Source organism: Pseudomonas sp. MYb327 (assembly GCF_040438925.1).
In the GTDB taxonomy this organism is placed as follows: domain Bacteria; phylum Pseudomonadota; class Gammaproteobacteria; order Pseudomonadales; family Pseudomonadaceae; genus Aquipseudomonas.
On sequence record NZ_CP159258.1, the window covers coordinates 6,008,274 to 6,021,778 of the forward strand.

Annotated in this window: 12 protein-coding genes; 11 read left to right on the forward strand and 1 reads right to left on the reverse strand. The window is 58.9% G+C overall.

Annotated features, from left to right (window positions below; genetic code table 11):
- The first annotated feature begins 170 nt into the window (after window positions 1–170).
- From murJ to ispH, 6 genes are all read left to right on the forward strand, one after another.
- Complete coding sequence (murJ, locus tag ABVN21_RS27215; protein WP_339555056.1) at window positions 171–1,709, forward strand: murein biosynthesis integral membrane protein MurJ; 1,539 nt, start codon at window positions 171–173, stop codon at window positions 1,707–1,709.
- A 129-nt stretch (window positions 1,710–1,838) separates the two neighbouring features.
- Complete coding sequence (gene ribF, locus ABVN21_RS27220; RefSeq protein WP_339555057.1) at window positions 1,839–2,789, forward strand: bifunctional riboflavin kinase/FAD synthetase; 951 nt, start codon at window positions 1,839–1,841, stop codon at window positions 2,787–2,789.
- Window positions 2,790–5,621 carry an isoleucine--tRNA ligase gene (gene ileS, locus ABVN21_RS27225; protein WP_339555058.1) on the forward strand — a complete coding sequence of 944 codons (2,832 nt, stop codon included), beginning with the start codon at window positions 2,790–2,792 and terminating at the stop codon, window positions 5,619–5,621.
- Window positions 5,614–6,126, forward strand: coding sequence for a signal peptidase II (gene lspA, locus ABVN21_RS27230; RefSeq protein ID WP_150701494.1), 513 nt, complete (start codon window positions 5,614–5,616; stop codon window positions 6,124–6,126). Before ileS ends, lspA begins: the two co-directional genes overlap by 8 nt.
- 7 nt (window positions 6,127–6,133) lie before the next feature.
- Entirely contained in the window at window positions 6,134–6,571 is a 438-nt protein-coding gene (fkpB, locus tag ABVN21_RS27235; protein WP_172668667.1) for an FKBP-type peptidyl-prolyl cis-trans isomerase, read from the forward strand.
- 152 nt (window positions 6,572–6,723) lie between these two features.
- Window positions 6,724–7,671: a 4-hydroxy-3-methylbut-2-enyl diphosphate reductase gene (ispH, locus tag ABVN21_RS27240; protein WP_339555059.1), complete on the forward strand. Its 948-nt coding sequence runs from the start codon at window positions 6,724–6,726 to the stop codon at window positions 7,669–7,671.
- Here the strand turns inward: ispH and ABVN21_RS27245 are convergent.
- Window positions 7,640–8,197 carry a GspH/FimT family pseudopilin gene (locus ABVN21_RS27245; RefSeq protein WP_339555060.1) on the reverse strand — a complete coding sequence of 186 codons (558 nt, stop codon included), beginning with the start codon at window positions 8,195–8,197 and terminating at the stop codon, window positions 7,640–7,642. The genes ispH and ABVN21_RS27245 overlap by 32 nt on opposite strands.
- Window positions 8,198–8,324: 127 nt before the next feature.
- Between ABVN21_RS27245 and ABVN21_RS27250 the strand changes: the two genes are divergently transcribed.
- Genes ABVN21_RS27250 through ABVN21_RS27270 form a run of 5 tightly spaced genes read left to right on the forward strand, consistent with a single transcriptional unit; the run spans window position 8,325 to window position 13,491 of the window.
- Window positions 8,325–8,798, forward strand: a complete 474-nt coding sequence (locus ABVN21_RS27250; protein WP_339555061.1) for a GspH/FimT family pseudopilin — start codon at window positions 8,325–8,327, stop codon at window positions 8,796–8,798.
- Window positions 8,795–9,244, forward strand: a complete 450-nt coding sequence (gene pilV, locus ABVN21_RS27255; protein ID WP_339555062.1) for a type IV pilus modification protein PilV — start codon at window positions 8,795–8,797, stop codon at window positions 9,242–9,244. The genes ABVN21_RS27250 and pilV overlap by 4 nt, the downstream gene beginning before the upstream one ends.
- A complete protein-coding gene (locus tag ABVN21_RS27260) occupies window positions 9,241–9,945 on the forward strand; it encodes a prepilin-type N-terminal cleavage/methylation domain-containing protein (RefSeq protein ID WP_339555063.1) in 705 nt (234 codons plus the stop codon). Before pilV ends, ABVN21_RS27260 begins: the two co-directional genes overlap by 4 nt.
- An 11-nt stretch (window positions 9,946–9,956) precedes the next feature.
- A complete protein-coding gene (locus ABVN21_RS27265; protein WP_339555064.1) occupies window positions 9,957–10,421 on the forward strand; it encodes a PilX N-terminal domain-containing pilus assembly protein in 465 nt (154 codons plus the stop codon).
- Window positions 10,408–13,491: a PilC/PilY family type IV pilus protein gene (locus tag ABVN21_RS27270; protein ID WP_339555065.1), complete on the forward strand. Its 3,084-nt coding sequence runs from the start codon at window positions 10,408–10,410 to the stop codon at window positions 13,489–13,491. Before ABVN21_RS27265 ends, ABVN21_RS27270 begins: the two co-directional genes overlap by 14 nt.
- Window positions 13,492–13,505: the final 14 nt, after the last annotated feature.

Here is a 13,505-nt window from a genome sequence, read left to right on the forward strand (position 1 = left end):
GGGCGGTTGAAACGTTCCGCTAAGTGGTAGGTGCTGCACGACTGGATATTTCTTTCCGGCGTACGACCTGTAAACTCGCGAGCTTTGGCTCAGTGCTGTTGCGGCGCGGAGTATCGCATAAGTAGGCGCATTGTTCGCCTGCTGTTTATCGACAGGCACAAACTCTTTCAATGAATCTGCTCAAATCGTTGGCCGCCGTCAGCTCTATCACGATGCTTTCCCGGATTTTGGGGTTCGTTCGTGACACCCTCATTGCGCGCATATTTGGCGCGGGAATGGCGACCGACGCCTTCTTTATCGCCTTCAAATTGCCCAATCTGTTGCGCCGAATTTTCGCTGAAGGGGCTTTCTCCCAGGCTTTCGTGCCGATTCTTGCCGAATACAAGAGCCAGCAGGGCGAGGAGGCGACGCGAACATTCATTGCCTATGTCTCGGGCTTGCTGACGTTGGTACTGGCGTTGGTCACGGTGCTGGGCATGATTGCTGCGCCGTGGGTAATCTGGGTGACGGCGCCGGGTTTCACCGATACCCCGGAAAAATTCGAACTGACCTCCAGTTTGCTGCGGGTGACTTTTCCATACATTTTGCTGATCTCCCTTTCTTCGTTGGCGGGCGCGATTCTCAATACCTGGAATCGTTTTTCGGTGCCGGCCTTCGTGCCGACACTGCTTAACGTCAGCATGATTATTTTTGCGCTGTTTCTGACGCCGTACTTCGATCCGCCAGTGATGGCGCTGGGCTGGGCGGTACTGGCGGGTGGCCTGGCGCAGTTGCTTTATCAGCTGCCACACCTGAAAAAGATCGGCATGCTGGTGCTGCCACGCCTGAATCTGCGTGACAGCGGCGTCTGGCGGGTAATGAAGCAGATGTTGCCGGCAATTCTCGGCGTGTCGGTAAGCCAGATCTCGCTGATCATCAACACTATCTTTGCCTCGTTCCTGGTTGCCGGTTCCGTGTCCTGGATGTACTACGCCGACCGATTGATGGAATTGCCGTCGGGCGTGCTGGGCGTGGCGTTGGGGACGATTCTACTGCCGACCCTGGCCAGGACTTACGCCAGCAAGGATCGCCAGGAATATTCGCGAATCCTCGATTGGGGGCTGCGCCTGTGCTTTGTGCTGGTGTTGCCTTGCGCCCTGGCGCTCGGAATTCTGGCTGAGCCGCTGACGGTTTCACTGTTCCAGTACGGTCAGTTCGATGCCCACGATGCGGCCATGACCCAACGTGCTCTGGTTGCATATTCGGTCGGTTTGCTCGGGATTATCGTGATTAAAGTGCTGGCGCCGGGCTTCTATGCGCAACAAAACATCCGCACGCCGGTAAAAATCGCGATTTTCACGTTGGTCGTTACGCAGCTGTTCAACCTGGCACTGATCGGCCCGCTGGCTCACGCCGGCCTGGCACTCGCGATCAGTGCTGGGGCCTGTCTCAATGCCGGGTTGCTCTTCTATCAGCTGCGCAAGCAGCAGATGTATCAACCGCAACCGGGCTGGGCGAAGTTCAGTTTCAAACTGGTTTTCGCGGTGACGGTGATGTCTGCTGTATTGCTGGCCGGGATGCATTTCATGCCTGCTTGGGGTGAGGGCCAGATGCTCGAACGCTTCCTGCGCCTGGGCGCCTTGGTGGTCGCCGGTGTGGTGGCCTATTTCGGCATGTTAGTGTTGATGGGCTTCCGTTTGCGCGACTTCAATCGCAAGGCGCTCGGCTGAGGTCAGAACTTTGATACACGCGGGCGGGCCGGCGTTTTTGTCGGCTCGATTACTTTGGGTTACGGTGTTGCCTGTCGTCGGCCGCCGGGTGTGGTTATAATCGACCACTTTATGAGCAAGAAGCGCGTTATGCAGCTGGTTCGAGGCCTCCACAATCTGCGCCCCCAGCATCGGGGCTGTGTCGCCACTATTGGCAACTTTGACGGTGTACACCGTGGTCACCAGGCTATCCTGGGGCGACTGCGTGAGCGCGCCCTTGAGTTGGGCGTGCCCAGTTGCGTGGTGATTTTCGAGCCGCAGCCACGGGAGTTTTTCGCTCCGGACACCGCACCGGCCCGTCTGGCACGACTGCGCGATAAACTGCAGCTGCTAGCCGCTGAAGGGGTCGACCGGGTCCTGTGCCTGGCCTTCAATCAGCGCCTGAGCAAGCTCAGTGCCAGCGAATTCGTGAATACCATTCTGGTGGACGGTCTCGGTGTGCAGCACCTTGAAGTCGGTGACGACTTCCGTTTCGGCTGCGACCGGATAGGGGATTTCGATTTCCTGCAACAGGCCGGCGTCATGCAGGGCTTTACCGTCGAAGCTGCGCAGACCGTCGAGCTCGACGGCATTCGTGTCAGCAGTACCCAGGTGCGTAATGCGCTGGCCGCCGCTGACTTTGCCCTCGCCGAGCGCCTGCTCGGTCGCCCGTACCGGATTGCCGGTCGCGTGTTGCACGGCCAGAAACTGGCGCGGCAGTTGGGTACGCCCACCGCGAACATTCAGCTCAAGCGTCGTCGCGTACCGTTGACCGGGGTTTATCTGGTCAGCGTCGATCTCGACGGCAAGACCTGGCCAGGCGTCGCCAATATCGGCGTTCGACCCACGGTCCAAGGGGATGGCAAAGCCCACCTCGAAGTCCATCTTTTAGATTTTGCCGGCGATCTGTATGACCGGCGTATGACGGTGGTTTTCCACCAAAAGCTGCGTGAAGAGCAGCGTTTCGCCTCTCTGGAGGCGCTTAAGACGGCGATCAATGCGGATGTCGCCGCCGCCCGTGCCCTGTCGCACCTAGCGCCAATCGCTAATGAAGAGCCTTAAATGACCGACTATAAAGCCACGCTAAACCTTCCGGACACCGCCTTCCCAATGAAGGCCGGCCTGCCACAGCGCGAACCGCAGATTCTGCAGCGCTGGGACAGTATTGGCCTGTACGGAAAGTTGCGCGAGATTGGCAAGGATCGTCCGAAGTTCGTCCTGCACGACGGTCCTCCGTACGCCAACGGCACGATTCACATCGGTCACGCACTGAACAAGATCCTCAAGGACATGATCATCCGTTCGAAGACCCTGTCGGGTTTCGACGCGCCTTATGTTCCGGGCTGGGACTGCCACGGTCTGCCAATCGAGCACAAAGTCGAAGTAACCCACGGCAAGAACCTCGGCGCGGACAAGACCCGCGAACTGTGCCGGGCCTATGCCACCGAGCAGATCGAAGGCCAGAAATCCGAATTCATCCGTCTGGGCGTGCTGGGCGACTTCGCCAACCCGTACAAGACCATGGACTTCAAGAACGAGGCCGGTGAAATCCGTGCTCTCGCCGAAATCGTCAAGGGCGGTTTCGTGTTCAAGGGTTTGAAGCCCGTGAACTGGTGCTTCGACTGCGGTTCGGCTCTGGCTGAAGCGGAAGTCGAGTACGAGAACAAGAAGTCCTCGACCATCGACGTGGCGTTCCCGATTGCCGACGAAGCCAAACTGGCTGCCGCCTTCGGTCTGCCATCGCTGGCCAAGCCTGCCTCGATCGTCATCTGGACCACCACCCCTTGGACCATTCCGGCCAACCAGGCGCTGAACGTCCACCCGGAGTTCAACTACGCCCTGGTCGACGTCGGCGACAAACTGTTGGTGCTGGCTGAAGAATTGGTCGAGTCGTGCCTGGCACGTTACTCGCTGGAAGGCTCGGTCATTGCGACCACTACCGGTAAAGAACTCGAACTGATCAACTTCCGTCACCCGTTCTACGACCGTCTGTCGCCGGTTTACCTGGCTGACTACGTTGAGCTGGGCGCGGGCACTGGCGTGGTTCACTCCGCACCTGCCTACGGCGTGGACGACTTCGTGACCTGCAAGAAGTACGGCATGGTCAACGATGACATCCTCAACCCAGTGCAAAGCAACGGCGTTTACGCGACCTCGCTGGAGTTCTTCGGCGGCCAGTTCATCTGGAAGGCCAACCCGGCCATCGTCGACAAGCTGACCGAAGTCGGTGCGCTGATGCACACCACCATCATCGAACACAGCTACATGCACTGCTGGCGCCACAAGACGCCGCTGATCTACCGCGCCACCGCGCAGTGGTTCATCGGCATGGACAAGCAGCCGACCACCGGCGACACCCTACGCCAGCGTTCGCTCAAAGCCATCGAAGACACCAAGTTCGTCCCGGCCTGGGGCCAGGCGCGCCTGCACTCGATGATCGCCAACCGTCCTGACTGGTGCATCTCCCGTCAGCGCAACTGGGGCGTGCCGATCCCGTTTTTCCTGAACAAGGAAAGCGGTGAGCTGCACCCACGTACCGTCGAACTGATGGAAGAAGTGGCCAAGCGCGTCGAAGTCGAAGGCATCGAAGCCTGGTTCAAGCTGGACGCCGCTGAGTTGCTCGGTGACGAAGCGCCACAGTACGACAAGATCAGCGACACCCTCGACGTCTGGTTCGACTCGGGCACCACGCATTGGCACGTCCTGCGCGGTTCGCACCCGATGGGCCACGAAAGCGGCCCACGCGCTGATTTGTACCTGGAAGGTTCGGATCAACACCGCGGTTGGTTCCACTCGTCGCTGCTGACCGGTTGCGCTATCGACAACCACGCTCCGTATCGCGAACTGTTGACCCACGGCTTCACTGTCGACGAGTCCGGCCGCAAGATGTCCAAGTCGCTGGGCAACGTGATCGCGCCGCAAAAGGTCAACGACACCCTGGGCGCCGACATCATGCGTCTGTGGGTTGCATCGACCGATTACTCGGGGGAGATGGCGGTTTCCGAGCAGATCCTGCAGCGCAGCGCGGACGCCTACCGGCGTATCCGTAACACCGCGCGTTTCCTGCTCTCGAACCTGACCGGTTTCAACCCGACCACCGACCTGCTGCCGGCCGAAGAAATGCTCGCGCTGGACCGTTGGGCCGTGGACCGTACCCTGCTGCTGCAACGTGAGTTGCAAGAACACTACGGCGAATACCGCTTCTGGAACGTGTACTCGAAGATCCACAACTTCTGCGTGCAGGAGCTCGGCGGTTTCTACCTCGACATTATCAAGGATCGCCAGTACACCACCGGCGCCGACAGCAAGGCCCGCCGTTCGTGCCAGACCGCGCTGTTCCACATCTCCGAAGCGCTGGTACGCTGGATCGCACCGATCCTGGCCTTCACCGCCGACGAATTGTGGCAGTACCTGCCGGGCGAGCGTAACGAGTCCGTCATGCTCAACACCTGGTACGAAGGCCTGACCGAACTGCCGGAAGGCTTCGAGCTGGGTCGTGCCTACTGGGATCGCATCATGGAAGTGAAGGTTGCGGTCAACAAAGAGATGGAAATCCAGCGCGCGGCCAAGGCCGTCGGTGGCAACCTGCAGGCCGAAGTGACGCTGTTCGCCGAAGAGGCGCTGAGCGCCGACCTGGCCAAACTGAGCAACGAACTGCGCTTCGTGTTGATCACTTCGACCGCCAGCGTCGCACCGTTTGTTCAGGCACCGGCGGACGCGGTAGTCACCGAAGTCAGCGGCTTGAAGCTGAAAATCGTCAAGTCGGCCTTCGCCAAGTGCGCCCGTTGCTGGCACTGCCGTGAAGACGTCGGCGTGAACCCGGAGCATCCGGAAATCTGCGGTCGTTGCGTGGACAACATCAGCGGCGCTGGCGAGGTTCGTCACTATGCCTAATGCCATTGGCCGTTTCGGACGGCTGGGCTGGCTCTGGTTGAGCTTGCTGGTTCTGGTCATTGACCAGGCCAGCAAGTTCTACTTCGAAGGCAAGCTCGAGATGTATCAGCAGATCGTGGTGATCCCCGACTACTTCAGCTGGACCCTGGCCTACAACACCGGCGCGGCATTCAGCTTCCTGGCTGACAGCTCCGGCTGGCAGCGCTGGTTGTTTGCCCTGATTGCCATTGTGGTCAGCGCGGTGCTGGTGGTCTGGCTCAAGCGTCTGGGGCGCAACGAAACCTGGCTGGCCGTAGCGCTGGCACTGGTGCTCGGTGGCGCGCTGGGCAACCTGTATGACCGCATTGCCCTGGGCCATGTGATCGATTTCATTCTGGTGCACTGGCAGAACCGCCACCACTTCCCGGCGTTCAATTTTGCCGACAGCGCAATCACTGTAGGCGCCGTCATGCTGGCACTGGATATGTTCAAAAGTAAAAAAACCGGAGAAGCCGTTCATGACTGAACAGGTATTGGCTGAGCAACGCATTGGCCAGAACACGGAAGTCACCTTGCATTTCGCATTGCGCCTGGAGAATGGCGACACGGTGGACAGCACCTTCGATAAAGCTCCAGCGACCTTCAAGGTTGGTGACGGCAACCTGTTGCCAGGATTCGAAGCTGCACTGTTCGGTTTCAAAGCCGGCGACAAGCGTACCCTGAGCATTGAGCCGGAAAACGCTTTCGGTCAGCCCAATCCGCAAAACGTACAGATCATCCCGCGTTCCCAGTTCCAAGACATGGACCTGTCGCCGGGTTTGCTGGTGATCTTCAACGATGCGGCCAATACTGAATTGCCGGGCGTGGTGAAAGAGTTCGATGACGCGCAAGTGACCATCGACTTCAACCACCCGCTGGCTGGCAAGACGCTGACCTTTGACGTGGAAATCATCTCCGTCAAAGCGCTGTAACTGATCGTACGCGGTCAAAAATGTAGGAGCGAGCCTGCTCGCGATGAGTACCTGACATTCAACACATGTGTTGGCTGACACTCCGCCATCGCGAGCAGGCTCGCTCCTACAGTGTTTTTTATTGTTTTCGCGCGCAAGACACGAGGCACAGCATGCAAATCAAACTCGCCAACCCCCGTGGCTTCTGCGCCGGTGTGGACCGGGCGATCGAAATCGTCAACCGCGCCCTGGAAGTATTCGGGCCGCCGATCTATGTGCGCCATGAAGTGGTCCACAACAAATTCGTCGTCGAAGACCTGCGCGCACGCGGGGCGATTTTCGTCGAGGAACTGGATCAGGTACCGGACGACGTGATCGTGATCTTCAGTGCCCACGGCGTTTCCCAGGCCGTACGTACCGAAGCCGCCGGCCGTGGCCTGAAGGTGTTCGACGCCACATGCCCGCTGGTAACCAAAGTGCACATCGAAGTCGCACGCTACAGCCGCGACGGTCGTGAATGCATCCTGATCGGCCACGCCGGTCATCCGGAAGTCGAAGGCACCATGGGCCAGTACGACGGCAGCAATGGTGGTGCGATCTATCTGGTCGAAGACGAAAAAGACGTTGCCGCATTGCAGGTGAACAATCCGGAAAAACTGGCTTTCGTCACCCAGACCACTCTGTCCATGGACGATACCAGTCGCGTTATCGACGCGTTGCGTAGCCGTTTTCCGGCCATCGGTGGTCCGCGCAAGGACGACATCTGCTACGCCACGCAAAACCGTCAGGACGCGGTCAAGCAATTGGCTGACGAGTGCGATGTGGTGCTGGTGGTCGGCAGTCCGAACAGTTCGAACTCTAATCGCCTGCGTGAACTCGCCGAGCGCATGGCCACTCCGGCTTATCTCATCGACGGCGCCGAGGACCTGCAAAAAAGCTGGTTCGACGGTGTCGAGCGTATTGGCATTACCGCTGGCGCTTCTGCCCCGGAAGTTCTGGTGCGTGGCGTGATCCAGCAGTTGCAGGCGTGGGGCGCTACCGGCGCCGACGAACTGGCCGGTCGCGAGGAGAACATCACGTTCTCTATGCCTAAAGAGTTGCGCGTTCGTTCCCTGCTTTGAGTTTTACCCCCTCAGCGCACAATGGCTGCTCAGCCTTGCTGTTGCGCAGACTGACGCGGCCGGTCGCGGCCAGCACCACCTGATGCTGGCTCACCGGTTCGCGGCCTGCGCAAATGTGCAGTGTCCCCGCCCGAAAGGCACCGTTGCCTAATTGTGGTTCGCCCAGGCTGCTGAATTTTACCGAAGTCCTGACCGGTCCATTGCCGACAATCGGCACCCCGAAAGCGTTTTGGCGCTCGACCAGCAACGGATTGTTGCTGTCCTTATACCCCTTGCCACTTATGTCCAGAATGATTCGCCAGCCCTCGCGCCAGTCACCATCAATGGCGTGAATCACAACGGCCTGATGACGTGCGATCGCCTCGGTCCTGGCGCTGCGGATGTCACTGAAAAGCGACTGCGCCGCCAGTTCGCGTTGGTTCGACTCGGTGACTTGCGCAAATGCCGGACTGACCAAATGCAGAACAATCCCGACAATCGTCAGTCCCATAAGCAGTTCGATCAGGCTGAACCCTCGCTGATGCATGACAACTTCCTCCCTGGAGTGTTTGGTCCGTGCGATCCGTGCACGGAATGGCAGAACAACCGCGTTTCGGCAGGCGAATGTTCTGGCGTGTAAAAGCAGGTATAGCCGACGGCAACGGAGGGCATTGATGGAACATCGTACAAAAGGTTTCACGCTGATCGAGTTGCTGGTCGCGTTGGGGATCTTTCTGATCCTGATCACTCTAGCGGTTCCGGCGTTCACCCGTTCCACGCAAATCACCAAGGCCGATACCGAGATCGCTGATCTGCAACGTGGTCTTAATTTCGCGAGATTGGAAGCGATCGACCGGGGCATGACCACGCGGGTTCGGCCGACCGTGGGCGGCAGCGTCTGGACCGGGGAGTTGACGGTTTATGACGGTACTGGCACGCCGGCGAATGTATTGCGGGTTGTTCCAGCGATGAGCAGCGGCGCGACGCTGACGCTAACCTCAGGAGTGACCGCCATCGATTTCAACAATCTGGGCGGCTTGTCTTCATCGTCCACGGCGGTGGTGATCAACTATGTGCTGGGCACGCAAAGCAGGACGCTGAACGTGTGTTTGAACGGACGAATTCTATTGGGTGGAAGTTGCGGATGAGGGAATGGAGCAAGCGTGCACAGGAAGGCATGACGCTGATCGAAGTCCTGGTTGCACTGTTGATTCTGAGCGTGGGGCTGTTGGGGGCGGCGGCGATTCAACTGAATGCGCTGAAGTATACGGACAGTGCGCGCATGACCAGTCAGGCCAGTTTTATCGCCTACGACATGATGGACCGCATTCGCGCCAACACGGCCGCCGACTACACGGTGACGCCACCGACCTCCGGCAACCCGAGCGTCGCCAGGGACCAGGATCTCTACGATTTCACCAGCAATATCGTCAATTTCGGCGGCCCTACGGCGACCGGCAACATCACCCTCAATCATCGCGTGTACACCATCACCATTACCTGGGACGACTCCCGGGCCGCCAATACTGCCAACTCCCGTCGCAGCTTCGTGCTGACCAGCCGCGCGAGCGTCGATCCGGTGGCGACCCCATGAGCCGCTTAAGCAGAGGGTTTGGCTTGATTGAATTGCTGATCGCCCTGGCGTTGAGTCTGGTCGTGGTGCTGGGCGTGGTTCAGGTTTTCATCGCCGCCAAGAACACCTTTGTCAGCCAGAACGCCGCCGCGACCATGCAGGAAGATGCGCGTTTCGTGCTGAGCAAAATGATTCAGGAAATCCGCATGGTTGGCATGTTCGGTTGCCTGGGGACGATCACGGATTCCAGTACAGCGGGTGATTTCAATGCCGCGCAGATCACGCCGATCAGTTGGGATAACGCCAGTCTCAAGCTGACGCTGGTGTCTGCGGACGTCGGCAACAGCGGCGGGCCGACCTGGACCGTGATTTCTGATTGCCGAACCAGTGCAACGGCTTACACCGAAGCTCCGACACCGGCGTCGGGGCAGTTGGCATTTCCGATTCGGCGGTTTGTCTACAGCCTGAAAAATGGTCAACTGACGATGGGCGTCGGCACGCCCGCGCAGCAAGTGCTGGTGGATAACGTCAGTGCCTTCAACGTCAGCTTCGGCCTTGCCAGTTCCGCCTCGGATTCGGCGGTCTCCAGTTACAGCAGCAACCCCTCCGCCCCGGCGCGTATTCGCAGTGTACGTCTGAGTTTGACCCTCACCGACCCAAACAACCGAGTGAGCAACCAAACTTTCAACGTGGTTGCCGCTTTGCGCAATCGCTTGCCATGAGGGGAAGGCTAATGATTCTTCAAGCCCAACGCGGCATGGCATTGCTTGTCAGCCTGGTGTTCCTGCTGTTGCTGACGCTGATCGGTATTTCATCAATGCAGAACGCGACCCTGCAGGAAAAAATGGCCGGCAGCGTGAGCTTGCGCAATCAGTCATTCCAGGGCGCCGAAGCGGCGTTGCGGGTGGGCGAAAGCGCGGTGCAACTCGATAGCTATTCATTGGCGGTGTGCAGCGGCACCACTCAATGCGCACCACCGGCCGAATCGCAGGCGGTCAAAGCTGCGGGGTTCAACTCCACCTCGGGGGTGACCTGGATCGCTTCCGGCAACGGCTTTTATGGCGTGCAAAACATTGGCACCACCCTGACGGCGGTAAACGTGCCGAGCAATACCTCGGCGACGCTCTATCGAGTCACCGCAATCGGTATCGCCGGCAATTCGCGCAGTGTGGTGGAGAGTGTTTATGCGAAGTACTAAACGGTGCGCGGGGTTGCGGCGGCTATTGTGTGGCGTAGCTTTGGGTTTGTATCTGGCGGCTCCGGTCTATGCCTTTACGCCGTCGGATTCGCCTCTGTTGAGTGCCGCAGCGGTTGCGCCGAACGTGATGCTGATGATCGACGACTCGAGGAGCATGAATAACATCATCTGGGCGCCGGGTTTCGATCCGACGGTCAATCGACCGCAAATCGCGATGTGCAATTCCAACCTGTCATGCGAAGTTGGTCAAAACCTCGCCATGAGTGATGCCAACATTGCCCTGTCGAACCTTAACCGCGGCGGTTGTTCGAGCAGCGGCAACTGGTACGGTTTCTATCGCGGTTCCCTTGGATCGACACCAATCTGCTTGAAACTGCCGGACCCGGTGGGCAACGAAAATACCCGGTACACGGCTAACTACCTTGCGTATCTGCTGGGGCTGGCCAACGGTTCGAGCCGCGACTTCACCACGGGCACCAACGCGATCCCCAACGATTACCGCATCAGTGTGGCGCAGGATGTTTCAACCAATCTGGTTTCCAGCAATCGCTCGTTGCGCTTCGGACTGGCGACCTTCAATCCGCCTGCCGGTAACAATCCGGGCAATGGTGGCTACATCGCCCGTGCGATCAGCGATTTGTCGGTGGATGCCAACTACAACGCGCTAATTGCCTCAATCAACGGCTTGAGTGCTGTTGCCTATACGCCGCTGGCGGAAACCTACTACGAAGTGACCCGGTACATGCGCGGCATGGCGCCGTACTACAACTCGTCGCCTGCAACCTACACAAGTCCAATTCAGTACCGTTGCCAGAAGAATTATGGCGTGCTTATCACTGATGGTTTGCCAACCTTCGATCGGACTTTTCCGAGCACCGACCCTTTAGGCGGCAGCCGTCTGCCGAATTGGGACGGCAACAGTGCCAACGACGGCGTCAACCTAAGAGGTGATAGCGAAGGTGACACCCTTTACCTGGATGACATCGCCAAATTCGCCTTCGACATCGACCTGCGCTCCACGGGAACCGATCTGGCCGGCAAAAGCTGGAACGCCACGGATTTTCCCAAACAAAACATGAACACCTACACCGTGGGTTTTACCGCGGCGAATCAAATGCTGTCCGACGCCGCTAATCACGGCCAGGGCAAGTACTACCAGGCCATCGACAGCGCCGGACTCAACGCCGCGTTGTCCTCCGCCCTGAGTGACATAACTTCCAAGGCCGGCTCCGGGGGCAGCGGTGTCACCAGCGGCACCATCGTCGGCAGTGGCACGAGTTATTTCCAGACCAGTTACGACCCCAAGGACTGGCGCGGCACCATCAAGGCTTATGGCTTTACTGCCAGCGGTACGGTGAATGCCGGCTCGGTGCTGTGGAGCACCGATACCGCCATCGTGTCCGGAGCGACGGCACCGACTTATCAATCCTGGAACAATCAGACCAACACGGCGGTGACGCTGAGCTACGCAAATTTTTCTCCGACCCAGCAAACAACCCTCAATCAGGGCTTGCCGACGGGCATCACCGGCGGCGATCTGGTGGAGTGGAGCAAGGGCACCAACAAGGCCGGCCTGAAAGTGCGCAGCGTATTGCTGGGCGACATCATCAACTCGCCGCTGGCCCTCGCGTCACCCTCGGATAAAACTGCCTCCGACCTTTCAGGCGACACCACCTACAGCACCTATCTGGCCACCAAAGCAGCCAACATGAGCGCCAGCCTGGTGGTCAACGCCAATGACGGTTTCGTCAATGTCATCAATACCGCCAACGGCACCCGGCGCTACGCCTACATGCCGTCGAGCGTGTTGCCTTCACTGCGCTACATCGCTGATAGCACGTACATCAACGGCGTCAGTCACAAGTTTTTGGTGGATGGGCAAATCGGTGTATTCGATGCCCAGCTAAACAGCGCCTGGAAAACCCTCGCGCTGGGTGGGACGGGGGCGGGCGGGCGAACCTTCTATGCGCTGCAACTGTTCGACGCCTCAGCGGGCAACGTAACCAAGGCGTTGTGGGAAATCAGTGCACCGGCCACGGCCAACACGGCAAACGTTTTCAATGACCTGGGTTATGCCTATGCCCGTCCGGAAGTGGCACGCTTGGCCGACGGTCGATGGGCGGCGTTCATCTCCAATGGGTATGACAGCCATTCCGGGGTGGCGGCGTTGTATGTGCTGGATATCCGCGACGGCTCGCTGATCAGGAAAATCGTTATCGACAGCACTGAAACGACTAACGGCTTGTCCTCGGTAAAACTCAAGATCAACTCGCAGAACGTGGTGCAGGCAGCCTATGGTGGCGACCTCAAGGGACGGCTCTGGAAGTTTGACTTGAGTGGCACCAGCACGGATTCCTGGGGCGTGGCATTTTCCGGAAAACCGCTGTTCACCGCTGCGGGCGGTGCGACTCAACCGATCACCGCACAGCCATTGCTGGCGGACAATTCTTTGGGTGGTAAGGAGGTCTTTTTCGGCACCGGGAAATTCAACGAAACCGCGGACAGGACCAACAAGGATTTACAGGCGTTCTATGCAGTGTGGGATGCGGATGGCGGGTCTGGACAGATCACCACGTCCAGTTTGCAGGCTCAGGCAGTGACCGGTGTGTTCTCGGGCAGTTCGGGGCAATTCATCACAACCACCCAGAACGAGGTGACTTACCCGGCGGAGAAAGGCTGGTATTTGCCACTGGTGTACAACAGCGCGTTGACCGGCGAGCGGGTGATCAACCAGGCCAGCCTGGTACTCGGACGAATCGTGTTTACCACCGCCAGTGTCGACACCACAGACCCGTGCGCCAGCTTTGGCACCGGCAAACTGGTCGAACTCGATGCGTTCAGCGGTAAGATGCTCAACTACGCGGTGCTCGACACCAATGGTGACGGGCTGATCGACAGCACCGATACGGTGTCCAGCGGGGTGATTTTTACCGGTGGCATCCCGACCTTGAACGCCATCGTCAATGGTGCGACCCGCAAGATCCTGAACGATTCCAGTGGCGCCATTACCACGCTGGTGGAAAAATCCGGCGGCGGCAGCCGTCGCATCATGTGGCGACAAATACAGTAAGTGAGAGTTGAGGC

Coding starts and splice junctions, on each gene's coding strand:
- pilV (WP_339555062.1), top strand. CDS start 8,795: ATGAGGGAATGGAGCAAGCGTGCACAGGAAGGCATGACGCTGATCGAA.
- ribF (WP_339555057.1), top strand. CDS start 1,839: ATGCAGCTGGTTCGAGGCCTCCACAATCTGCGCCCCCAGCATCGGGGC.
- ABVN21_RS27245 (WP_339555060.1), bottom strand. CDS start 8,197: ATGCATCAGCGAGGGTTCAGCCTGATCGAACTGCTTATGGGACTGACG.
- ABVN21_RS27260 (WP_339555063.1), top strand. CDS start 9,241: ATGAGCCGCTTAAGCAGAGGGTTTGGCTTGATTGAATTGCTGATCGCC.
- ABVN21_RS27270 (WP_339555065.1), top strand. CDS start 10,408: ATGCGAAGTACTAAACGGTGCGCGGGGTTGCGGCGGCTATTGTGTGGC.
- ileS (WP_339555058.1), top strand. CDS start 2,790: ATGACCGACTATAAAGCCACGCTAAACCTTCCGGACACCGCCTTCCCA.
- ABVN21_RS27265 (WP_339555064.1), top strand. CDS start 9,957: ATGATTCTTCAAGCCCAACGCGGCATGGCATTGCTTGTCAGCCTGGTG.
- ABVN21_RS27250 (WP_339555061.1), top strand. CDS start 8,325: ATGGAACATCGTACAAAAGGTTTCACGCTGATCGAGTTGCTGGTCGCG.
- lspA (WP_150701494.1), top strand. CDS start 5,614: ATGCCTAATGCCATTGGCCGTTTCGGACGGCTGGGCTGGCTCTGGTTG.
- ispH (WP_339555059.1), top strand. CDS start 6,724: ATGCAAATCAAACTCGCCAACCCCCGTGGCTTCTGCGCCGGTGTGGAC.
- murJ (WP_339555056.1), top strand. CDS start 171: ATGAATCTGCTCAAATCGTTGGCCGCCGTCAGCTCTATCACGATGCTT.